At 72.8% G+C, this 22,155-nt stretch carries 22 protein-coding genes and 1 pseudogene; 10 read left to right on the plus strand and 13 right to left on the minus strand.

Annotated elements, in window-relative coordinates:
• Positions 1–16 precede the first annotated feature (16 nt).
• Complete coding sequence (locus OV090_RS01755) at positions 17–721, plus strand: hypothetical protein (protein WP_267701696.1); 705 nt, start codon at positions 17–19, stop codon at positions 719–721.
• Between the two features lie 198 nt (positions 722–919).
• Here OV090_RS01755 and OV090_RS50425 read toward each other — a convergent pair.
• Both OV090_RS50425 and OV090_RS01760 read right to left on the minus strand, forming a co-directional pair.
• Positions 920–1,088, minus strand: a pseudogene (locus tag OV090_RS50425) (AraC family transcriptional regulator); the annotation flags it as partial.
• A gap of 42 nt (positions 1,089–1,130) precedes the next feature.
• Positions 1,131–2,075 (minus strand): helix-turn-helix domain-containing protein, encoded by a 945-nt coding sequence (locus OV090_RS01760; protein WP_267701697.1) that lies wholly within the window; start codon positions 2,073–2,075, stop codon positions 1,131–1,133.
• A gap of 104 nt (positions 2,076–2,179) precedes the next feature.
• Here OV090_RS01760 and OV090_RS01765 point away from each other — a divergent pair, with 104 nt between their 5' ends.
• Positions 2,180–2,482, plus strand: a complete 303-nt coding sequence (locus tag OV090_RS01765) for an antibiotic biosynthesis monooxygenase (RefSeq protein WP_267701698.1) — start codon at positions 2,180–2,182, stop codon at positions 2,480–2,482.
• 166 nt (positions 2,483–2,648) lie between these two features.
• Here OV090_RS01765 and OV090_RS01770 read toward each other — a convergent pair whose 3' ends face one another.
• Positions 2,649–2,813 carry a hypothetical protein gene (locus OV090_RS01770; RefSeq protein ID WP_267701699.1) on the minus strand — a complete coding sequence of 55 codons (165 nt, stop codon included), beginning with the start codon at positions 2,811–2,813 and terminating at the stop codon, positions 2,649–2,651.
• A 42-nt stretch (positions 2,814–2,855) separates the two neighbouring features.
• On the minus strand, positions 2,856–3,503 hold the full coding sequence (locus tag OV090_RS01775; protein ID WP_267701700.1) for an SDR family NAD(P)-dependent oxidoreductase: 648 nt from the start codon (positions 3,501–3,503) through the stop codon (positions 2,856–2,858).
• Positions 3,504–4,041: 538 nt separating this feature from the next.
• Between OV090_RS01775 and OV090_RS01780 the strand changes: the two genes are divergently transcribed.
• A complete protein-coding gene (locus OV090_RS01780) occupies positions 4,042–4,914 on the plus strand; it encodes a hypothetical protein (RefSeq protein ID WP_267701701.1) in 873 nt (290 codons plus the stop codon).
• Positions 4,915–5,118: 204 nt separating this feature from the next.
• On the opposite strand, the gene OV090_RS01785 is transcribed toward OV090_RS01780, so the two are convergent.
• The gene (locus tag OV090_RS01785; protein ID WP_267701702.1) at positions 5,119–6,030 is read right to left on the minus strand and encodes an FHA domain-containing protein; all 912 of its coding nucleotides are present in this window, start codon (positions 6,028–6,030) and stop codon (positions 5,119–5,121) included.
• 691 nt (positions 6,031–6,721) lie between these two features.
• Between OV090_RS01785 and OV090_RS01790 the strand changes: the two genes are divergently transcribed.
• Complete coding sequence (locus OV090_RS01790) at positions 6,722–8,455, plus strand: hypothetical protein (RefSeq protein ID WP_267701703.1); 1,734 nt, start codon at positions 6,722–6,724, stop codon at positions 8,453–8,455.
• A 43-nt stretch (positions 8,456–8,498) separates the two neighbouring features.
• Here OV090_RS01790 and OV090_RS01795 read toward each other — a convergent pair whose 3' ends face one another.
• The 5 genes from OV090_RS01795 to OV090_RS01815 form a co-directional block, all read right to left on the minus strand.
• Complete coding sequence (locus OV090_RS01795) at positions 8,499–8,843, minus strand: CPBP family glutamic-type intramembrane protease (RefSeq protein ID WP_267701704.1); 345 nt, start codon at positions 8,841–8,843, stop codon at positions 8,499–8,501.
• Entirely contained in the window at positions 8,819–9,352 is a 534-nt protein-coding gene (locus tag OV090_RS01800; protein ID WP_267701705.1) for a CPBP family intramembrane glutamic endopeptidase, read from the minus strand. The genes OV090_RS01795 and OV090_RS01800 overlap by 25 nt, the downstream gene beginning before the upstream one ends.
• A gap of 302 nt (positions 9,353–9,654) precedes the next feature.
• The gene (locus OV090_RS01805; RefSeq protein WP_267701706.1) at positions 9,655–11,538 is read right to left on the minus strand and encodes a DUF4215 domain-containing protein; all 1,884 of its coding nucleotides are present in this window, start codon (positions 11,536–11,538) and stop codon (positions 9,655–9,657) included.
• A gap of 299 nt (positions 11,539–11,837) precedes the next feature.
• The gene (locus OV090_RS01810; protein ID WP_267701707.1) at positions 11,838–12,461 is read right to left on the minus strand and encodes a hypothetical protein; all 624 of its coding nucleotides are present in this window, start codon (positions 12,459–12,461) and stop codon (positions 11,838–11,840) included.
• 209 nt (positions 12,462–12,670) lie between these two features.
• Entirely contained in the window at positions 12,671–13,735 is a 1,065-nt protein-coding gene (locus OV090_RS01815; RefSeq protein ID WP_346660380.1) for an SMP-30/gluconolactonase/LRE family protein, read from the minus strand.
• 153 nt (positions 13,736–13,888) lie between these two features.
• Between OV090_RS01815 and OV090_RS01820 the strand changes: the two genes are divergently transcribed.
• From OV090_RS01820 to OV090_RS01835, 4 genes are all read left to right on the plus strand, one after another.
• Positions 13,889–14,320, plus strand: a complete 432-nt coding sequence (locus OV090_RS01820; RefSeq protein ID WP_267701709.1) for a YeeE/YedE thiosulfate transporter family protein — start codon at positions 13,889–13,891, stop codon at positions 14,318–14,320.
• Complete coding sequence (locus tag OV090_RS01825; RefSeq protein ID WP_267701710.1) at positions 14,317–14,442, plus strand: hypothetical protein; 126 nt, start codon at positions 14,317–14,319, stop codon at positions 14,440–14,442. Before OV090_RS01820 ends, OV090_RS01825 begins: the two co-directional genes overlap by 4 nt.
• 61 nt (positions 14,443–14,503) lie before the next feature.
• A complete protein-coding gene (locus OV090_RS01830; RefSeq protein WP_267701711.1) occupies positions 14,504–14,920 on the plus strand; it encodes a DUF6691 family protein in 417 nt (138 codons plus the stop codon).
• On the plus strand, positions 14,917–15,783 hold the full coding sequence (locus OV090_RS01835; protein WP_267701712.1) for an MBL fold metallo-hydrolase: 867 nt from the start codon (positions 14,917–14,919) through the stop codon (positions 15,781–15,783). Before OV090_RS01830 ends, OV090_RS01835 begins: the two co-directional genes overlap by 4 nt.
• A 210-nt stretch (positions 15,784–15,993) precedes the next feature.
• On the opposite strand, the gene OV090_RS01840 is transcribed toward OV090_RS01835, so the two are convergent.
• Positions 15,994–16,458: a tyrosine-protein phosphatase gene (locus OV090_RS01840; RefSeq protein ID WP_267701713.1), complete on the minus strand. Its 465-nt coding sequence runs from the start codon at positions 16,456–16,458 to the stop codon at positions 15,994–15,996.
• Positions 16,459–16,556: 98 nt separating this feature from the next.
• On the opposite strand from OV090_RS01840, the gene OV090_RS01845 reads away from it, so the two are divergent.
• Entirely contained in the window at positions 16,557–16,976 is a 420-nt protein-coding gene (locus OV090_RS01845) for a hypothetical protein (RefSeq protein WP_267701714.1), read from the plus strand.
• A 182-nt stretch (positions 16,977–17,158) separates the two neighbouring features.
• On the opposite strand, the gene OV090_RS01850 is transcribed toward OV090_RS01845, so the two are convergent.
• The gene (locus OV090_RS01850; protein WP_267701715.1) at positions 17,159–17,647 is read right to left on the minus strand and encodes a metallophosphoesterase family protein; all 489 of its coding nucleotides are present in this window, start codon (positions 17,645–17,647) and stop codon (positions 17,159–17,161) included.
• Positions 17,647–21,426, minus strand: a complete 3,780-nt coding sequence (locus OV090_RS01855; RefSeq protein ID WP_267701716.1) for a hypothetical protein — start codon at positions 21,424–21,426, stop codon at positions 17,647–17,649. The genes OV090_RS01850 and OV090_RS01855 overlap by 1 nt, the downstream gene beginning before the upstream one ends.
• A 49-nt stretch (positions 21,427–21,475) precedes the next feature.
• Here OV090_RS01855 and OV090_RS01860 point away from each other — a divergent pair, with 49 nt between their 5' ends.
• Complete coding sequence (locus OV090_RS01860) at positions 21,476–22,123, plus strand: hypothetical protein (protein ID WP_267701717.1); 648 nt, start codon at positions 21,476–21,478, stop codon at positions 22,121–22,123.
• The last annotated feature ends 32 nt before the right edge of the window (positions 22,124–22,155 follow it).

Raw genomic sequence — 22,155 nt, forward strand, 5'->3', positions numbered from 1 at the left:
CCAACGAGCATTCACCATGCATCTTCGACGCCTTCTCCTGCCTTACCTCGCCCTCTCCACCCTCGTCTTCGGCTGCACCCCCGACTCCAAGAACATCGGCGACACCCTCGAGACCGACAGCGACTCGACCGCCACCGCCGGCGACGAGACCGAGGGCCAGTCCAGCACCGGCGACGTCACCCCGAGCACCTCGGCCGCCACTTTGACCGGCGACGACCCCAGCGCCAGCGACCCCTCCGTCAGCGGCACCAGCGGCGTCAGCACCACCGGCGACGACCCCGGCGACAGCGACCCCTCCGTCAGCGGCACCAGCGGCCCCGACCCCGAGACCACCGGCGCCAACACCGGCTTCGACCGCTTCACCCTGCGCACGGCCGCGGGCCCGTGCCCGCCGAGGGCGGACTGCGACGGCTTCGTCGAGCTGACGGGGGCGGGCATCTTGCGCGTCGAGAAATTCGGCGAGGTCGGCAACCCTGTGCTCGAGGTCGAGATCGAGGGGGCAGACTTCGCGCAGGCGCTGCAGGTGTTCGCCGATCCCGCCCTCGTCGAGGTCCTCGACAGCCCCGATCCGCTGTGCGACCCGCCGACCGACATCTTCGAGCAGATGGAGGTCGAGCTCGACGGGACGATCCACGAGGCCGCGACCACGACCTGCTCGCAAGCGCCGCTGCAGGCCGCCCGCAAGGCCGCCGAAGAGCTCCGCCTCAAGTACGCGCCCTGACGCGCGACCGGCGAAGAGTCATCGCGGCTCGAGCCCGCCGCAGCTCGCACCCGGCGGGCGCGACGGGCTACAGGGTCGTCATGGGCCGGCTGACGCCGCTCGGGCTCGCCGCAGTCCTCGCACGTCTCGACGCGGCCCACCTCGAGCTCGCGTAAGTCCACTTCGCGGAGCGCCGGCGAGCAAGCGCACTCACATTCATCAAGCCGCCGCAGCTCGCACGCCCCGGCCGGTGCGGCGGCGCAGCAGCGTCCGCAGCGTCGTCGCCTCGCTGTAGCCGACCTCGGCCGCGATCGCGTCCAGCGACGCGTCGGTGGTCCGCGTGGGCCACTCGCAGGTCCTGCACGAACGATAGCGGCGACGTGCCGAGCACCGCGCGGACGCGGCGCTCGAGCGAGCGCCCTCACCTCGATCAAGCCCGCCGCAGCTCTCGCACCCCGCGGCCGGTGCGGCGGCGCAGCAGCGTCCGCAGCGTCGTCGCCTCGCTGTAGCCGACCTCGGCCGCGATCGCGTCCAGCGATTCGTCGGTGGTCTGCAGCCGGTGGACCGCGTGGGCCACTCGCAGGTCTTGCACGAACGACAGCGGCGACTTGCCGAGCACCGCGCGGACGCGTCGCTCGAGCGTGCGCTCCGTCGCGCCGACGGCCCGCGCCGCCGCGCTCATCGTGAAGCCGGCGAGGTGGCCGCGGGCCCAGTCTTCGAAGCGAGCCACCAGCGGGTCCGCGTGGGCCAGGTGATCGGGCATCACGTAGGGCGCCTGGGACGGGCGCGCGTCGTACAGCAGGTGATTCGCCACAGTGCGCGCGAGGGTCGGGCTGCGGCGGCGGACCAGCCACAGCGCGAGGTCGAGGTGCGCGAGGGCCGAGCCGGCGGTCACGACGTTGTCGGATTCGACCACCATCTGCGCCTCGTCGAGCGCGACCGCGGGGAAGCGCGCGCGGAAGAACGGCGCCAGCCACCAGGTCGTGGTCGCGCGGCGGCCCGCGAGCAGGCCGGCGTCGCCGAGCACGAAGGTCGCGGTGCAGGCCGCAGTCACCCGTGCGCCTGCGGCCGCCGCGGTCTGCAGCTGCGCCGTCGCGTCGACCACGTCGCGCCGCGCCAGCGCCTGCGCGAGCGCGTCCGGCGTCTTGGCCCCGAGCGCCGGCACCACGATGACGTCGGGCCGCGCCCGCGGCCGCGGGACCACCGGCACCGCGAAGCCGAGGTGCGTCCGGACCCGCCGCCGCACCCCGACCACCGCCACGCGCGCGCGCTGCTCCGGCGCGCTCGCCAGCGCGTTGGCGGTGTCGAGCGTGTCGAGCACCAGAGCGAGCCCCGCGTCGAACACCCCGTCGAGGACGAGCACCTGCACATGCATGGCGGAAACGATACCATCGTTGTCGGTTCCGACAATAGCGGGTGACAACCCCGATCGTTATGGTGTCGACCGTGACCGGGCGTCACGCACAAAGGAGAACACCCATGGTGAAGGTCGGACTGTTGGCTCGTATCGTCGCTAAACCTGGCAAGGAAGAGGAGGTCGCCGCGTTCCTCGCGGGCGCGCTGCCGCTGGCGCAGCGCGAGGAGGCCACCACGGTGTGGTTCGCCATCCGCCTCGGCCCGCAGGAGTTCGGCATCTTCGACGCGTTCGCCGACGACGCCGGCCGCCGCGCCCACCTCGAGGGCTCGATCGCCGCGGCGCTGATGGCCCGCGCCGGCGAGCTGCTCGCCGAGCCGCCGCGGATCGACAACGTCGAAGTGCTCGCGGCCAAGCTGCACGGCTGATCCGACCCGTCGCGGAGCACCGCGATACTCGGCGCATTCGCGCGCGAGATTTCGGCCCCATTCATGCCACGAGCGCCGGGTGCCCCACGCTCGGCGCAATTCCGCCGCCGCGGAATCGACATGCGTCGTTTCAGCGCTGTCGATTCCGCCGCCGAACCGGTCGAGGCTATCGCCTCGCCGGCGTCGCCATCATGCCGACCATCAGGCCGAGGTTCGCGTCGCCGGACGGATCGACAACCTTGCGACTCGCCAGCGCGCGCGCCAGCTCCGAGGTCTGGTAGCGCAGGTGCGGCGTCTCGTCGGTGGCCGCGGCCAGGATCGTCTGCGCCACGTCGTCGCCGGTCTGGGGCGTGCTCGTCGCCTGACCGAAGCTCTAGCGATACGTCTTGAACAGCTCGGCGTAGGGCCCGCTGGTCGGCAACGAGCTCTCCTCCTGCGGCGGGACGGCCGTGCTAGCGAACTCCGTCGCTACCGGCCCCGGCTGGACGAGCGACATGTGAATCCCCAGCACCTTCGCGGCCGGCGCCGCCGCCTCCACCAGGCCCTCGACGGCGAACTTGGCCGCGCAGTAGACGTCGTTGAAGGGCGTGCCGATCACGCCGCCGAGGCTCGACACCGTGATGATGCGCCCCGATCCGCGCTCGCGCATGCCCGGGAACACCGCCTGCGAGACGCGCCAGACCCCGAAGTAGTTGAGGTCCATGACGCGCTGCGCCGCCGCGATCGGCGTGTGCTCGAACGTCCCGAGGTAGCCCGCGCCCGCTTTGTTCACCAGGACGTCGATGCGTCCGTGATCACGCAGCACGCCGCTCACACAGGCGTCGACCGAGGCCTGGTCGACGACGTCGAGCTGGCGGATGTCGAGCTCGACGCCCGCGTCCGCGGCGCGCTCGCGCAGGGCGTTCGCCTTGCCGAGGTTCCGCATGGTGGCCACGACCCTGAAGCCCGCCTTGGCCAGGACGACCGCCGACGCGAGCCCGATTCCCGACGACGTACCGGTGATGATCGCAACCTGTTCCATGGAACAGCTCCTCCTCGGCCTCTCCTATCGCACACCGACGGCGAGGACAAGAGGGAGACCGAGGGCCCGCCGACATCGTGCGGGGACGCGCACGGTAGATCCCCGATCGCTTCGCATCATTGTCGACAACGAAGACGCTCGCTGACGCGGGAGTCGCCGACTCCCCCGCAATGCTGCGTCTCGCGCGAGAGGCCGGATCCGCGACGCTGCCATCGCGTCAAGGAGTCGCGTCACCGGCCGCCGGCTCGTGCGGGCACTGTCTCGTCGCCTCGCATCGAGCCCGGCCCGCCGTCGCAGCTCGTGTGCGCCGAGATCGTAGCTGCCCGTGCGCGCCGTACGTGCAGAGGCCGCGACGATCACCGAGGCGCACGTGCAAAAGCTGGGGCCTGTAGCGCCCTCGACCTCGCATGCGTGCGAACGACATTCGCAATTCGCACGCGCCCCGCTCGCGGGAAGGGCAGCGATACCGCCTCTGCGCGACGATCGGCTCTCCGGCGGTGATTTGCTCCGCCGTCGCCGGCCGTGTTACCCGGACCGCATGCAGCCCTTCGAGCTCGGCGTCGCACTCAAGCAAGAACTCGAGCGCGGGGCGGTCACCGCCGCCACGCTCGACGAGGTGATCGCGCTGCTCGACGGCGCGGCGCAGCCGGACCGCGCCGCGTTCCTGGAGCCGCTGTTCTGTGCCATGCCGGCGCAGGAAGAGCAGCTGAGCGTCATCCGTGAGCACCTCGAAGCGCGGCCGCTCGAGCGCGTCGCGCTGCTCGACGTGCTGCTGACATGGACGCGCCTCGAGCAGCCGTTCGTCGCCTCGCTCGTCGCCTCGCTCGTCGCGCGCGACGAGGCGACCGCGACGGCGACCCTGCGCAAGCTGGCCGCGAGCCTCGCCGCGCCGTACCCCGATCATTTCTGGGAGAAGCCGTGGGGGCTGCGGCCGAGGATGCCGCTGTACGCCGTCGTCCAGGCGTGCCGGCGAGACGAACGCGCCGCGGTCGCCGCGGCCGCGGACGCGGTGCCGGGGCCGTGGCACTGGAACGCGGAGGAGCTCGAGCAGGCGGCCTCGAGCCTCGCGCTCGACAACGACGCCGCCAGCGTGCGCGAGCTGATGCAGCGCGCCGTCGTGCTCGCGCCCGAGAGCGCCCGCTGCTGGTATCTGCTCGGCACGGCCCTCACGCAGCTGCGTGACGACGGCGAGGCCCTGCCCGCGCTCGTGCGAGCCACCGAGCTCGGCGACGAGGACGGCTGGTACAACCGCGCCTGCGTGCACATGCGCCACGGACAGGTCGACGCGGCAATCCTCGCGCTGGGCCGCGCCGTCGCGTCCCAGCCGGAGCTGCGCGTCGACGCGATCGGCGACGATGACTTCGCTACGATCCTCGATTACCCCGAGTTCGTGGCGCTGATCGAATCGTGATCCTGTCGGTCTCGCCATTGCCGGCATTCACCACACCACCTCTCACCAATCATCGCACCGAGACTCGCATGATTCGCCGCGACCTCGAAGCCGCATCGCCGAGCGAGCGCAGACCGATCCGCGGCGCCCATCGCCAGCGCGTGCCTCCGTCGCTCTCGCCACGCGACGGCGCCGTTCTCCCTCGCGCCCGCTCGGCGCCCGCAATTACCCGAGCGGCACCACCTCGAGCGCCCCCACCCCGATCCGCAGCAGCCGCGTCCCGGGTCGACGTTCGATCAGCCCCGCCGCGTCGGTCACGCCGGCGCGGGCCAGCTGCGCGCGCGCGCGGTGGATCGCCACGCCGAGGTGATCTTCCTTGATCCGCAGCATCGCCAGCAGCTCGTCCTGCCGCACCCAGCCCTGCTCGGCCGGCGTCATCCCGGCCTCGGCGTCTTCCAGGCGCTGGCGCGCGAGCAGCAGCAGCGGATAGTGGTGCGCGCGCACTTGCAGGTCGAGGCGGCGCTCGCCGCTCCACGCCACCAGCTCCACCTGCTCCTCGTCGCGGCTGACCGCGAAGCGCAGGCGCAGCTGCGCGACCACCAGCGGCGACGCGCCGTCCTCCCACGTCCCCGCCGCGCCGGCGGGCAGGTGCACCCGCCACAGCCCGTCGGCGTCGACCACCGCGCGATCCTCGACCTCGCGCGCAGTGCCGTCCTGTTCGAGCCACCAGCGGCCGTCGCCTTCCTGGTAGATCGCCGCGCGCGGCTCGTCGTCGTGCGGCAGGGCCAGATAGCCGCCCTCCGCGACCCGGCGCTCCCCGTCGGCCAGGGCCACCGCCAGGGCTCGCGGGGCGCCCGCCTCGACGAGCTGCCACTGCCCCGACTCGCGGCCGAATTGCAGCGTCGCCCCGACCGCCAGCGGCGCCCGCCCCCCCGGCGCCAGCCGCACCTCGCCGACGTACGAGCCGTTGCGGCTGCCGAGGTCGCGCAGCACCCACTGCGTCCCCGACCACTGCAGCACCGCGTGCTCGCCCGACACGTCGCGCGCGGCGAGCACCAGATCGCAGCCGCGCGAGCGGCCGATCAGGCAGCGCTCCGGCAGCTCGACGTCGCCCTCGGGCCCGCGCAGAACACCCATCAGCAGCCTCTCCCCCGTCGCACGCGCCCGCGAGGCTAGCACGGCGTCGCCCTGCCGTCGCCGGCGCCGTCTGCACGCCGGGCTCACGCGCGCGCCGGACGCACGCTCGGCGCTGCGCTCGATCGGGCCGAGCGCGAGCGACCGCACGCGCATATGTCCGCAAGAACATGTCGCCGTCGACATCCTCACGTCGGCCGCGCTCCCCGCACCACGGCGAGCGCGCCGATAAGATGTCCCGAAGAACATGCCCGATTCGACATATCCCTCGGGACATCCTCCGCCGCGGCCGCTCAGCGCATGACCGCCACGCTGGCGACCCACTGCGATCGTCGGGCTCGCAACGGATGCGGCCCACTGCGTCGACGACCGCCGATGAGAGGCGCGCTCCCGCGCTCGCCGCGATGGTTCGACGCCCGGGGAGTCCCGGACCACGCCGACGACTCGGCTCGAATATCAGAGACCGACTCACGCCATTTCCCCGCTGGCTGCGGCGGCGGCCCTCCGCCGAAGCGCCGCGGCCGGGCCTTATCCGCAGATTATCGCCGAGGACCTGCGCATTCCTTCAGCCACCTCCTCCATTCGGAGAGTAGGATCCTTGCTCGTACAAAAACACCATCTACGATAACTCTGTTCTCGTTACAGGCCCGCTACACCGGTTGCTGTATTGTCAGACTTTGGATATCCCGGAGTGATGGACGACCCTGCGCCTGCAACCCCGGCCCGTCCGTGCCGTGAATCGCTGCACGCCCTGCTGTGCGCCACCCTGAGCCCGGAAGAGCTGCGAACGCTCGCGCATGCGATCGCAGAAGGGTGCGGCGACGACAGCATCGTCCATTCGCTCGGACCCGGGAGCGTGAGCGACCTCGCGAGCGAGCTCATCACGTTGGTCAACCGCCGGGGGCTGGAATACGACCTGTTCATGGGCCTGTCGCGGCTGCGCCCGCGACAGTTCACCCGCATCGTCCGCGTCGCGCACAAGTTCGACGTGGAGCTCCCGCCTCCGCCACCGTCTCCACCTCGCATCGTCTCCGCGCCGCTGTTGCACGAGGGCAACCTGGAGAGGTCGGTCGCTCGGCCGTCCGAGTCCGCTCGGCTGTTCGTGGCCGCGTTGCTCGCGGTCGGGCTCGGCATGATGGCACTCGGCGCCGGCTCTCTCGTCACGGCGCTCGTCGGTGCGCCGGCGTCCGTCACAAAACCGCCTCCCGAGCCCCCGCCGTCGCGGTCGGGCGGCCGTTCGCGCGAGCCGGAGCTGTTTGGGCCCACGCCCGCCGAGCCCGCGAGCGAACGCGCGTCGGAGCCTGCGTGCGCTCGCCCGAGCATTCACGAGATCCCGCCGCAAGAGCGCCTCGAGCTCCTGATCGTGTCGACGCGACGCCCGAAGAACACGGCGTGGATCACCTTCTCTGCCGACCTCGACAGCGGAGAGGCTGCCCGTCACATCCTCACCCACCACTTCCTGCGCAGCGACGAACAGATCATCCCGCTGCTGGCGGGCAACCGGCTGAAGCTGTGCGTCCTCGATGGGTGTGCCGGACCCGGCACGCCGATCTCGGCGCTCTTCCGCGGCGCCGACCCTGCACCCGCCCGGCCGCCAGTCGCCCCGAACACCGAGTCGAAGTGGGGCCTCCGCAAGGAGCTCGCCGACCCGCCGCGGCCGGCCGCCAGGACGGACGCCTCCGGCCCCGACGGCGACAAATCACTCGGTGCGGGCATGCCGACCGTGGGCTTCGTCCTCCTCGACGATCTGTACCTCTTCTACTCCGAAGAGCCTCGCTCCGCGCTCGCCTGCACGGACTGGAACCTCCCCTGCGCGCGCACGCTCGCCTTGCCCGAGCGCACGGGTCGCCGCGAATTCTCCCTCTCGATCCGTCTCCGCCTCGACGCGACCGAACCGCGGTCCCTCTCCGCGCCCGTCGATCCCTACTCCGACGATTGCTGGTGGCGAGACGAACAGCCGCTCCTCGCCGACGCGAGCGGCGCGTGCGGCGAGGCCCCTCGCTTCGCCCTGCTCCTCCGCAACGACGGCGGGCTGCGCTGGCTGATCGAGGATGGAGCGGACGCCGGTCCGGGTCGCGCCTGGTCCATCGACGCCCCCGCGTCGGCTCCGCGCGGTGTGCTCGACGCGAACTGGCACCACATCACCCTCGTCCGCCGATTCGCCGAAGACGGCGATACGTCGCTCGAGCTGTGGCTCGACGGGGCGCTCCAGGGCGTCGAGACCTCGAACTCGCGCGACGATCTCGCCGACCTCTGGCTCGCGCCGGATGGAGCGCTGCGAGCCCCCTGGCACTGGGCTCTGAAAGGCGACCTCGGCCTGATGCACTTATGGGACTACGCGCTGCCGGAGGCCGATCTCGCCGAGCTGAGCCCGCCCTCGCGCTCTGACCCCGCCCGGCTGCCGCAGCTCGTCGACGCTCCCTCGTGACGCGACCCGGCGTCGTATCACATCGTCCGGGCGCGCCGCTCGCTCAACGGCCCGCCCTGGCCGTCGCCATCGCCCGCGCCAGTCGACCGCTGCGCCACAGCCACAGCGCCACCGCCGAGTAGGCGACGCAGGAGAACACCCCGACTTCGCCCGCCAGCAGCGGCTCCAGGGGGCCGGCGAACCACGCGTCGAACACTGCCTGGAAGAACACGTTGTGCGACGAGTGGGCGAGCACGACCGGCCAGATGCTCCCGGTCGCCAGGCGCAGCCAGCCGAACACCACCGAGACCGGCACGATCGTCGCCATGAACAGCCCCGCGGTGAGCCACGGCCAGGCGGTCAGCGTGTAATCGCCCCAGACGATCAGCGGAAGTGATAGAGCCCCCATATCACCCCGGTGAAGACCAGCGGGGCCCGAAAGCCGGCGCGGATCGATCGCGGCTGCAGGTAACCGCGCCAGCCGACCTCCTCTCCGAATGCTCCGATCAGCCCGATCGCCACCATCAACGTCGCATCCATCGCCGCGCTCGACAGCCACAGCGACACCGGGGCCGGATGCCCCGCGAATTTCTCCGGCGGAGCGAACGACACCACGCCGGTCAGCAGCGCCGCCCCGTACGTGAACCCTGCGCAGCCCGCCGGCAGCACGTACGCGAGCGCCAGGCCGCGCCACGGCCCGCGCCGCCAGCCGACCTCGGCGAACGACTCGCGCCCCACAATCCGCAGCGCGAACGACACCGACAGCGGCACCCACATCAACCCGAACAGGATGACCCCCGGCACCGCCCGCATCCCGCCCGCGCGGAGGATCGCGACCTCGTAGAGCGCCGCGAACAGCAATACCAACACGCTGAAGCCGAGCGCCTGCCGGCGCGCGGCACGGACATCCTGTCTCATGCTCCGAGGATATCGCCGCCGCGCGCCGCAGTCGCTGCATTGCACCCCGTTCACCACCTTCTGTTCCGCGCGCCGATTTTGCGACACCTCGCCGACGCACCGCCGCGGCCGGCGCCGGCGCCTGCTCGCCTGTCCGAACAGGCAGATGCCCGGCAGGCTCGCCACACGCACGAGCCTGCCGGCGCGCCTACGCGTAGCGCGGTACTATCCATCTCGCTAGCAAATCAATCTTCCAGCGACTCGCTACAATACAAACAGCACCTCCTCGATGCAATCGCGGCACCCTCGATCCCGCGAGCAGCTCACTCTTCCCGCTGCTCGAAGCAATACAGCCGCCGCATGCTCGCGCAGCTCGCCGCCTTCGTCGCCCCCTCGTCGGTCCAGCGCGAGTCGGTCGCGGTCGTCCTGCCGACGCGTCCCTTCGCCGTCGGCATCGAGCCGCCGTCCGTCCAGCTCGCGCAGTGCTCCGTCGCCGCGGTCAGGTTCGCGTTCATGCCCGTCCACACCGCGAACTGGCCGACCGGCGTCCCCCATTCGTCGACGGCGATCGGCGCCGCCAGGGTGCCCTGGAACAGCTCGTACATCGACCCCGCGACGTCCGGCCCGTCGACGCGCGCGTACCCGGCCGGCGAATCGTCGATGTGCAGCCACACCGCCGTCGTCGGCGTAGCGATCCACGCGCGCCACACGCCGCCGAGTCCGGCCGCGTCGGCGCGCTCCTGGCATCTCGCCGCCGCGCCCTCGATCCCGCCGAGGTTGCCGGTGTACGTCGCGCTGGTCACGAACACCCGCCGCGGCACCGTGCAGTCGGCGTTGCACAGGTCGCCGTCGAGGGTGTTGCCGTCGTCGCACTCCTCCTCGTCGAGCCACAGCACGCCGTCGCCGCACTCGGCGAGTTGGCACGACTTGGTGCATTCGAGCCAATTGCCGCCGTACGGACCCCAGTCGCACTCCTCGCCGGCCTGCGCGATCCCGTCGCCGCACACGGGCAGACGGCAGCTGCTGGTACACCCGTCGTAGTCGTCGTCGTTGGCGTCGTCGCACTCCTCGAGCGGATCGAGCTCGCCATTGCCGCAATTCGGCAGCGTACAGTCGCTCGCGCACGCGCCCTCCGGCCCGTTGTTCTCGCCCTCGTCGCACGCCTCGGCCCCGACCCACAAGTACCCGTCGCCGCACCAGGCCATCTGGCACGCGGGATTGCAGGCGCCGAGCTCCTCGTTGTTCGGGCCGACGTCACAAGCCTCGCCGATCGCCCAACTGGCCACACCGTCGCCGCAGGTCGCGCTCGTACACCACTCGGTACATTCGTCGCCCCAGTCGCCGTTCTTGCCGTCGTCGCACTGCTCGCCCGCGTCGACCTCCCCGTTGCCGCAGGTCTCCATCGAACAGTCGGCGACGCAGCCGTCGCCGTCGAGGGTGTTGCCGTCATCGCACGCCTCGCCGTCGGCGACGTACCCGTCGCCGCACACGTTGAACTTGCACTCTCCGCTGCAGGCCGAGCCCGTGCCGTTCTCCGGCCCGTAGTCGCACGCCTCCGCGCCGCTGCCCGCGTCGTGCAGCCGGCCGTCGCCGCACGCCGCCGGCTCGCAGCCCGGCGTGCAGTCGCCGTTCTCGGCGTTGTCCTCGCCGTCGTCGCAGCCCTCGCCGTTGTCGGGCTGGACGAACCCGTCGCCGCACGTCGCCGCCAGGCACGCCGAGGTACACGCGTCGGAGTCGTCGTCGTCGCCGTCGTCGCAGACCTCCGGGGCCTGCACCACCCCGTCGCCGCAGGACGCCGCCACGCACTCGTTGCTGCACGCGTCGTCGTCGACCTCGTTGGCGTCGTCGCAGCCCTCCATCGGCCCGACCAGGCCGTCGCCGCACACGTTGAACGTGCAATCGAGCTTGCACGCGGCCTCGTCGCCGTTGCCCGCCCCGTCGTCGCACTCCTCCTCCGGTCCGACGTCGCCGTCGCCGCAGACATTGAGCATACAGCTCGCCAGGCAGCGCGCTCCCGGCCCGTTGTCGATGTCGTCATCGCATTGCTCGCCGGGCTGCAGCGCCCCGTCGCCGCACACGCCCGGGGCCGCCGGCACCTCGACGTGGACCGTGATCTCGACGGCGGAGTCGCAGGCCGGGCCCAGCAGCACCGTGGCCAGCGTGAGCGAGGAAATGGTGAGAGGAGGAGGGACGATCTTCAATGGCATGTTCTCGTGGCTCCGATCGCAGCACGCGATCGAACAGGGCCGCCTCACCGCCGACGCACGCGGTGTGACGACCGGACCGGACAATCGACAGCGTCGACGTTCCAACCGCCGCTCCGCAGAATCATTCCTCGCCGCGGATCGCTCCGCGCGAGCCGCCTTCATCGACCACGAAGGGCCCCGTGCCCTCGACGCAAGCCGCAGTCACCGCGGACACTTCTCGCCGCGGGCCCGCGAAATGCAAGCAGCGCCGCGGCCCGCGTCCACGACGAATTCGCGCCGTCGATTTCTCGCGGACGCCCTCAGAAGCGCACGCCGACGAACGCGCGCGCGCGGATCAGCAGCCACGGCGCTGGCACCGACACGTCGAACGCCGGCTCGACGCCGATGAGCAGCCGCCGCTGCTTGCCGAGCGCGCCCTGCAGACCGACGCCGACCTCGGCGACGAACATGCGCGCGAGGTTGATCTGCGGCGTGCCGACCAGCAGGTCCATGCCCAGGCGCACGAGCCCGTAGGCGAACGCGCGCTCGTTGCTGGCGCCGATCCGCAGCTCCGGCCCGAAGCGCAGGAAGTTGAGCGTCTTGCCGGCCCAGCTGTTCTCGTAGGGATTGACCCACAGCATGTGCTCGAAGAAGCCGCCGAGCGCGATCGCCAGGCGCTTGCGCATCGTCCAGTAGCGGCCCGCGCCGAGCCCCCAGCCCCACATCTGGAAGCCCGGCGAGCGCACGTCGAGGGCGAACAGCGCCGGCGAGACGTGCAGATACACCCCGGTCGCGCGCAGCCCCTGCGCCTGCACGCGGAACGGATCGACGTAGGTGGCGACCGGCGAGAGGCCGTCGCCCGCGATCGCCGGCGCGCTGACCAGCGCGGCGCACAGGCAGGCCGCGGCGGGCAGCAGGGCGAGCGGGCGGCGTCGGGGCGTCACGCGCAGTTCTTGGCACGGGTCGCCGCCAGCCGCCGCGCCGCGGCCCTCGCCGCCGTCCGACTCGCGCCCGGGCAGCGCGCCCGCCGGCGTCGACATGGCCCTCCGCGCCGGACCCGCACCAGCGGACAGCCGTCCCCGGGCCGTTCGCCGCACTCCACGACATGTCCCTTGAGACATGCCCGAATCGGCATGTCGCTCCGGACCGCCGCCTACAGCGGGACCTTCGAGATCCGGTCGCGGTGCAGGTGGCCGAGGTAGAGCGCCCCGTCGCGCTCGTGGACGCTCGTCACCTGGTGGACCGTCGCGCCCGAGGTGTCGTGCAGGCTCTGCAGCACCTTGCCGTCCTCGTCGATCTCGATCGCCAGCCCGTACGGCTCCGGCTTCGGCCACAGCGCGCGCGGCAGGTTGGCGACCATCCGCTTGAGCAGCGGCCGCGGGGCCAGGAAATCACCGGCCGCGTTGCGCACCGTGAACATCGCCACCCAGAACGTCCCGCGGCCGCTCTGCGCCACCCCGTCGGGGAAGCCCGGCAGCCCCTCGATCAGCACGTCGGTGGTGCCCGCCTTGGGCCCCTTGAGCCAGTGACGGGAGATCCGGTAGCGATAGGTCTCGTTGACCGCGACGAACGACTCGTCGCCGCTCAGGGCCACGCCGTTGGCGAAGTACAGGTCCTTGGCCAGCACCGTCGACGTCTTGGTCTGTGGGTCGTACTTGATCAGGCGCCCGTGCGGCCGGCCCTCGAGCAGGTCGAGCATGTGATCGCCGAAGCCGAACTTGTCGCTCGCGTCGGTGAAGTAGATCATCCCGTCGCTCGCGACCGCGACGTCGTCGGTGAAGCCGAGCCGCACCCCGTCGACGGTGTCGACCAGCGTCGACACCTCGCCCTCGGGGCTCACCGACAGCAGGCCCTTCTTGGCGTCGGCGACGATCAGCGCCCCCGACGGCGCGAAGTCGAGGCCCAGCGGCCGGCCGCCGGTGTTGGCGAACACCTCGAGCGCGTCGCCGTTCAGCCGCAGCACCTCGCCCGCGTTCGTCCCCCCGTACACCCGGCCCTGCGCGTCCGTCTCCACGTCCTCGGGCCCGTCGATCTTGCCCGCCGCCAGGATCGTCGCCCCCGCCATGCGCTCGTTCGGCGCCAGCGGCCCCGTCATCGCCGACACCGGCGGCGGGTCCCACGCCACCGGGTCGATCGGCGCCGGCGCCAGCGCCAGGTACCCCGCGAACAGTCCGAGCCCCAGGACCAGCAACAACACCAGGCGCAGCAGCAGCTTCATGGAGATCGCCATCGTAGGCCATCTTCGCCGGCCCCGCGACGCGCGTCGACGCACGTCGCCCACCGGTGCGACTCCTGTCGCCGCCGCTCCTGCCCCGCCCTCCGCATCGTAGGCTCGGGGCTCCGGGGCGCGACGCGGCGCCCGGCGTGACGCATGGCCACCTCCTCCCTGCCGTTCGCCCTCCTCGGCGGCCTCCTCATCGGCGCCGCCGCGCTCCTGCTCCTCGCCGCCGCCGGTCGGATCGCCGGCATCAGCGGCATCGTCGGCGGCGCGCTTCGCCGACCCGCGGGCGATCTCGCGTGGCGGCTCGCCTTCGTCCTCGGCCTGCTCGTCGGCGGAGCTGTCCTTCGGGTCCTGTCCCCCGAGACATTGCCCAAGAGCCTGCCACAGTCCGGCCCCGTGATCGTCCTCGCCGGCCTGCTCGTCGGCTTCGGCGCCCGCCTCGGCGGCGGCTGCACCTCGGGCCACGGCGTGTGCGGCCTCGGCCGCCGCTCGCTGCGCTCGCTGACCGCCGTCGTCACCTTCATGACCACCGCCTTCGCCACTGCCTACCTCGCCCGCCACGCCCTCGGAGGTTCCGCGTGATCGCCCTCGTCGTCCTGCTCTCGGGCCTGGTGTTCGCGCCCGCCGTCCTGCTCTCGGGCCCGGGATTCGGCCTGCTCGTCATGCTCCCCGCCTTGCTGTTCGTCCTCGGAGGCGCCGCATGATCGCCCTCGTCACCCAGCTCTCGGGCCTGTTCGGTCCGTGCGTCATGCTCGGAGGTGCCGCGTGATCGTTCTCGTCGCCCTGATCTCGGGCCTGATGTTCGCGCTCGGCCTCGGCCTCGCCGGCATGACCCGCCCCGAGAAGATCCTCGCCTTCCTCGACCTCGCGGGCGCCTGGGACCCCGCGCTCATGCTCGTGCTCGCCGGCGCGAGCGGCCTCTACTTGCTCGCGTCGCCGGCGATCCTGCAGCGCGACCGCCCGCTGCTGGCGCCCCGCTTCACCGTGCCCGCGCGGCGCCACATCGACACCCGCCTCGTCGTCGGCGCGGCGCTGTTCGGCGTCGGCTGGGGCCTGGTCGGCCTGTGCCCCGGCCCGGCCCTGGTCGGCCTCGCCGGCGGCGGCGGCGACCTCGTCCTGTTCGTCGCCGCCATGCTCGCCGGTATGTCCCTCTTCAACCGCGTGGAGGCCCCCTCGCCATGAAGATCGAGCACTTCTACGACGCGCGCACCAACACCCTGTCGTACCTCGTCTACGACGAAGCCACGCGCGACGCCCTCGTCATCGACCCCGTCCTCGACTACGAGCCCGTCGGCTCCAAGGTGTTCGAGGAGTCGGTCGCCAAGATCGCCGCCCGGGTCCGCGCCCTCGACCTTCGCCTCGGCCTGCTGCTCGAGACGCACGCCCACGCCGACCACCTGTCGGGCTCGCAGGCGCTGCGGCGGCGGTTCCCCGGCGTCCCTGTGGCCATCGGCGCCGCCATCACCGAGGTCCAGACCGTCTTCCGCGACATCTACGACCTCGGCCCCGAGTTCCGGGTCGACGGCAGCCAGTTCGACCGCCTGCTCCACGACGGCGAGCGCTTCAGCGTCGGCAGCCTCCACGTCGAGGCCATCGCCACGCCCGGCCACACCCCCGCGTGCATGAGCTACCGGATCGCCGACGCGGTGTTCGTCGGCGACGCCATGTTCATGCCCGACTACGGCGCCGGCCGCTGCGACTTCCCGGCCGGCAGCGCCCGCGCCCTGTGGCGCTCGATCACCCGCCGCCTCTACACCCTGCCCGACGACACCCGCATGTTCGTCTGCCACGATTACCAACCCGGCGGCCGCCCGCTGGCCTGGCAGACCACCATCGGCGAGCAGAAGGCCGACAACGTCCAGCTGCCCGCCGGCCGCGAGGAGGACGACTTCGTCGCCTTCCGCACCGCCCGCGACGCCACCCTCGACGCCCCCAAGCTGCTCTACCCCAGCGTCCAGGTCAACATCGACGGCGGCCGGCTGCCCGCCCCCGCCCCCAACGGCCGCAGCTACCTCAAAATTCCGCTCGACATCCGCGAGTCGTGAGGCCTCTCGGGCATGTCCGAGGTGCCATGTTTTTAAAACATGTCCGTTCGAGCATGTCTCACAACGCTCGCTTCGGTCGCCTCGCGCCCCCTCGCCGCTCCCCCCTCCGTTCTCGGCCGCCTTCAAGGACATGTCCCATCTGACATGTCCACAAAGTCCTATCGCGTCACGGGCCGCGCGGCCCCTCGAGTCGCTGCCGTTATCTCGTTCTCAGCCGCTCGCTTCGCCCGGCCCGGCGAACTGCTCGCCCCACGCGAGCCGCGGCTCGGTCGCGGCCTCGGCCGTCGCCTCGCGCAGCTCGGCCATGCGCGTCAGCGCCTCCGGCCGCGAGTGGCCGAGGAAGCGCAGGAACGCGTGAGTCACCATCCCCGTGCGGTGCAGCCCGGCCGAGCAGTGGACGTAGATCTTCGCCCCCGAAGCCAGCAGCCCGCGCAGCTCGGCGAAGCAGGCCCGCACCTCGGCGCTGCGCTCCGCCCCCGGCGGCTCGGCGGAGGCCAGCGGCAGGCGCAGCTGCACCCCGCTCGCGGCCACGCCCGCCTCGTGGTCGGCCAAAAGGCTGAGCACGTGCGTGCAGCCGGTCTCGGCCAGCGCCTGTCGCAAGTCGCGTCCGGGTTTGTGACCGATGGCGAGCTGGCCGCCCGCGAGCGGCCGCCAGGTCAGGCGGTAGCTGCCCATGCGCCGCCCAGCGTAGCAAGGCCCGGCCCGCGCCGCCTCGGCCTCGTGGGGCCCGGCCGCGCGCGCCATCGCCCTGCCGCCTCGCCTACCATGCCGGCATGAAGCGCCGCGCCCCCGGGCTCGCCCTGTTCGTCTCGCTCACCGCCGGCTGTTCGGTCAACTCCCTGCTGAACCAGATGGACGCCGAGTCCGACAAGTCGATCGACCTCGCGTGCGACTGCACCAACGTGTTCCCCGACCGCGCCGCCTGCGAGGCGCAGTTCGGCTCCTTCATCAGCCCGTTCGACCGCGAGTGCCTCGAGGACGCCCTGGCCGTCGACAAGAAGGCCTCCAAGAAGTCCCTCGAGTGCATCGTCGACCAGATGAAGGAGTACAACGATTGCCTCGAGGAGATGCTCGACTGCAACGACGGCACTTCATGGCAGGGCTGCCAGGACATCATCTCCGCCAACGAGTGCCCGCAGCTCCCGGCCGAGGTCCAGACCGCGCTGAAGCCCTGCGGCAAGAACGACGACTGAGCGCCGCGAGCAGGCACTGATGAACGCAGTGCGACCCGCCGCTCGCGGCGCGGGGACGAGGGGGCCGATCCGCCGGGCGACTCTTCGGACATGTCTTGAAAGACATCCACCAACCTCGGCCGCCCCCCGGACGAGTTCTCACCGCCCGTGCACGCCAGGCCGCTCGGCGGCGCAGTCCGGGTTCATGATAATCTGCGCGAGTGGAGCGCTCGGCGTGCTGGCTGCTCGCGTGCATCGCCCTCGTCGCCTGCCCCGGCGATTCGCCCCCGGCACCCGCGCAGTCGCACCGAGAGGCGCTCGTGACCTGCGACGCCGGCTCGACGCTCGCGCCGTGGATGGGTCGCGCCGTCGCGTTCGAAGTAGTTGAGCTTGCGCAGCCAGTTCATGTTCTCGGACGTCAGCTGGCGGGAGTGCCAGTCGAGCGCCTCGCGGGCCGCGTCGTAGTAGTAGCTGTAGTCCATGCGGCCGGCGACGGCCGCGTCGTGGTTGCCGAGGATCGTGTACCGGGTGACGCGCTTGACGATGTCGCAGCAGTCGTTGGGCTGGGAGCCGTAGCCGACCGTGTCGCCGAGGCACACGAGCGCGTCGATCTTCTCGCGTTCGAACGCGCGGAGGACCGCCTCGAGGGCGTCCAGGTTGGCGTGCACATCACTGAAGATCCCGTAGCGCATCAGTCCCCGACTTCCACTTCGACTTCGTCGATCTCGTCGTCTTCGGCGGCGTCGATCTCGGGCGCGATCGCGTCCGACGCCAGCCGAGAGAAACGGCGTGACGCTTCGGCCTCGTCGCCATCGACCTCGTCCCGCACGGCGCCCAGTGTAGCAAGCGCGCGCCGGGCCGCGGAGGATACCGAGGGGTCTCCGACCTCCAGCAAATTCTCGACCGCCACCCGGCCTGAGCCGCCCGGGCCCGCGCCATCGGCCTTGATGAGCTCTGCCAGCGCGCGGGCGACCCGCGCCCCCACCACCTCTTTGCGGCTGGTCGGGGCGCTCCGGAGCAGGCTGCACAGCGGCCCCACCACCCGGGGCCCCAGGTTGCCCAGCGCGCGCGCCGCATCGACCCACCCGGCGCTGGGTTCGTCGCCGAGCATCGCCACCAGCGGGCCCTCGGCTTTGCGCTCGCCGAGGTGGCCCAGCAGGATGGCCGCGGCCTGGCGCACATGGCGTTGGGGGGCGCGGACGCAGGCCAGCAGCTCCGGCCCGACCCGCGAACCGAGCTCCGCCAGGGCCGGAAGCAGACTGGCGACGTCCGCTTCGGAGAGTTCCGGCAGGTTGCCGATCACCGCCCGGACGTCGCCGTCGCTGGGCGCGCCGCGGAGGCGGGCGGCCAGCTCGCGCAGCCGCGCCTGGGACCGCGCCTCCTGCACCGGCGAGGTCACCTCCGCCGCCGCCTTGATCTGGGGCTGGCTGGCGCGGCGGCCGGTCGTCACCTTGCCGAGCCCGAGCGCCTTCGACAGCTCCGGCGGCGGGGTCAAATCCTTGTGGTGGCACAGGTCGAGGATCCCGCGCCAGGCGGCCTCGGCCTGCTCGGCGCTGAGGTCCTCACCGCGGGCGATCGAGGCCGTGCGGGCCGCGATGAGCTTCTGCACGAAGGGACCGGTGTCGCGCGCCTGGTCGGACCCGAGCCAGCGGCGCCAGAAGCGGGCCGGGGCCGGCAGCCCGAATTCGATCGCCGCCGCCAACACCGCCGAGCGGATCTTCTCGTACGTGTCGACGCTGAGCCCGTCGACCTCGAGCAGGCGCGCCAGGTTCTCCTTGCGCGATCCCTGGTCGAGGCGCTCGAGCGCCAGCCAGGCCGCCCCCGCCGAGTCGCGGCAGGTCTCGGCCAGCGACTCCGGGAGCGGCGTGCGCGCCGGCTCGAGCCGCTGGGCCGCGTTGCGCCCCGCCAGCAGCTCGCGGGCGGTGCGGTACGCGTCGGGCGGGAACTCGCCGGTGCCGAGCTGCGCCTGCGCGCTCTCCAGGCACGACGCCGCGTTGCGCTGCAGCTCCGGCGCCAGCAGCTCGCGCTGGTGCCCCGGCAGCGCCAGGCGGATCTTGAACTCCCGCGTCAGCTGCTTGAAGAGGTCGAGCGTCATCGGCTCGCCGACATCGACCACCGCGTCGATCACCAGCGCCTCGCCGCCGGCGTCGGCGACCACGCGCACCCCCACCAGCGGGTAGCCGAGCCCGCGCAGGTGGATCGGCCGCACCTTGAGCGGCACCGTCGCCCACACCCGGGCGGTCGCCTCGTTGACGTTGGCGGTCACCTGCACCGCCCCGCCGTCGCGGCCGAGGCTGGCCAGCGCCGCCCGCTGCACGTCGCTGCCGAGGCGCACCGGCGGGGCCGCCGGCGCCCTGCCCGGCCGATTGCTGCGCGGCGGCTCCTCTTGCAGCCGCGGCCAGCCGGGCCCGCTGTCGCCCGGCCCCTCCAGGATCTGGCGCTTGGGCCAGGTCCCGGTCACCGCCGCGTCGCTGACCTGGCGGCTGTCCGCGCCCTCGAGGCTGCGCCGGGCCGCTGCGTCGGCCGCCTCGACCTGGCGCCGCGACCACGTCCCGCTGCTGTCGGCCGCGCTCGCCTCGGCCGTCGGGCCCGGCAGCACCGCCGCCGGCCGCGGGGTCTCCGGCGCGGACGGCGTCAACGCGCGGGCCACCGCCGCCCGCAGCGCCGAGCGCTCGGGATCGGCGTCGGCCGTCCGGTTCGGCTCGTCGCGCCGACCTGTCCCCGCGGACATGGCCCCTGGGTCCTGTCGGTTCAGACCTGTCCCTTCGAGCACCGCACCTGGCCGCCGCGTCGAAGGTCCGTCCGTCCCTTCCAGCACAGCCCCGGGCCGTCGCGTCGACGGTCCGTCCGTCGCCTCGAGCACCGCCGCGGGCCGCCGCGTCGAAGGGCCGTCCACCCCTTCCGGCACCGCCGCGGGTCGTCGCGTCGCGGGCCCGTCCGTCCCTTCCAGCACAGCCGCAGGCCGCCGCGTCGCGGGGCCGTCCGTCGCCTCGAGGCCCACGGTCGGTCGCCGCCCGGACTCGTCCGCTCCGCCCGCGCCCTCAAGCACCGCCGCAGGCCGCCGCACGGCGTCGCCGGCCCCGTCCGCCCGCCGACCTGCCCCGCCGGACATGCCCGAAGCGTCCTGTCCGTTCGAACCTGTCCCTTCGAGCACCGCCGCAGGCCGCCGCACCGCGTCGCCGACCCCGTCCGCCCGCCGACCTGCCCCACCGGACATGCCCGAAGCGTCCTGTCCGTTCGAACCTGTCCCTTCGAGCACCGCCGCAGGCCGCCGCACCGCGTCGCCGACCCCGTCCGCCCGCCGACCTGCCCCACCGGACATGCCCGAAGCGTCCTGTCCGTTCGAACCTGTCCCTTCGAGCACCGCCGCTGGCCGCCGCACCGCGTCACCGGCCGAGTCCGCCCGCCGACCTGCTCCCGCGGCGTCCTGGCCGTTCGACCCTGTCCCTTCGAGCCGCCGCCCCGCCGGCTCCTCGCGCTTGCCTGCCGCCTGGCCGCTGGCCTCGAACGAGCGCCGCGCCGCCGACACCAGGCTGCCCGACTCCTCGAGGCCGATGTCCTCGGCCGAGCGCCCGCGCCGGCGGCCCGGGAACGTGTCCTGCAGCACCGACTCGGCCAGGCTCGCGTCGCGGCCGGACCGCGGCGGGCCCTTCGCGTCGGCGTCGCTCGGCCCCGAGCCCTCGCGCCCGCGGCCGAGGACCGCCTCGACCGGGCCCGAGCCCTCGCGCCGTCGCGCCGTCACGCCGTCGCTCGGCCCCGAGCTCTCGCGCCGCCGGCCGTCGCTCGCCGCCACCGGCCCCGAGCCCTCGCGCCGCCGCGTCCGCGCCGCGTCGCTCGGCCCCGAGCTCTCGCCTCGCCCGCCGTCGCCCGCGCTCTTGCCCCCGGGGACATGACCCTTCGAACCTGCCTCTTCGGCCCTGGCCGCCGGGACATGCCCCTTCGAACCTGCCTCTTCGGCCCTGGCCGCCGAGCCAGGCGCCGACTCGTCGTGGCCGCGCGCCGGCTCGCTGGCCCGCACCCCCGAGTCCTGGGCCCGCGAGCCGAGCGCCGGGCCCGGCCACGGCGACAGCTCGAGCGCCGCCTCGTCGGCCTCCTCGGCCCACGGCGGCGGCACCGGCACGAACGCCACCGCGGGCTGCAGCAGCCACGGCGCCGCCAGCTCCGGCCGGGCCTGCAGCGCGGCCAGGTGGGCCTGCAGCGCCGGGATCAGATCTCCGCGCCTGTCGGCGCTCAGCACCAGGGTCGCGGCGCCGCGGTCCGGATCTACCTCGAGCCACGCTCCGCCGCCGGTCGCGGGGCGGCGGCAGCGCGAACACGCGCCTACCAGGGGTCCGCTGGCCCGCAGCGTCGCCACCAGCTCGGGCCGTGCCTGACGATCGAGCCAGCGCCACCTTCGGGCCGCCACCAGCGAGCCGCACGGGCACGCATAGAGGGCCTCCTCGGACCAGCTCCAGTCGCCTTGATTCGACACGCGCGCGACCATAGCGTCCGCCCGCGGACGGTGTAAAGCTGCCGCGCCGATGACCGACACGCCCCCGACCCCACCGGACGCGACCCCCCGGACCTCCGGCCCCGACGCCGCCGCGCTCGACGCCGTCCTGGGCGATCTCGACCGACAGCTGCGCGAGCAGGTGAAGCGCGCCCTCGGCGTCGAGCTCGACGGCTCGGTCACCTCGCTGGCCTTCCTCGACCACTACCTCGGCCTCGCCCGCAGCGAGACGCGCGCGCCGATCCTCGACCTCCTGGCCGCGTCGGCCGGCGCCTACTTCGGCGAGCTTGTGCGGCGCGAGTTCGGCGGCACCTGGGTGGGCCGCGCCGGCGAGCCGCGAGGGTTTCGCCTCCTGCTCGGCGCCGCCTACCTCCACTTCACGCCGGTCGCGCTCGCGCTGTCCGCGATCCTCGGCCGCGAACCGGACGACGAGGACGTCGACTGCGGCCTGCACCTCGACATCCGGGGCGGCAACGAGCCCGACGGGGCCAGCGACGCCGCTTTCATCGAGGAGCGGCTGATGGCCGTCCCGCCCGTCCCCGAGGATCAATTCTATACGCTGACCACGCGCTTCGAGACGATCGCCCTGATCGTCGATCTCCTGGCGCAGCGGCGGGCGCAGGGCGGGTCTGAGCCCCACACCTACACCCTCGACGATTATTCCCACGCCCTGTCCTAGGTATTCCGGCCGCGCGCCCCGGTGTAGACTGC

The sequence above is a fragment of the Nannocystis sp. RBIL2 genome, from assembly GCF_026626745.1.
Taxonomy (GTDB): domain Bacteria; phylum Myxococcota_A; class Polyangia; order Nannocystales; family Nannocystaceae; genus Nannocystis.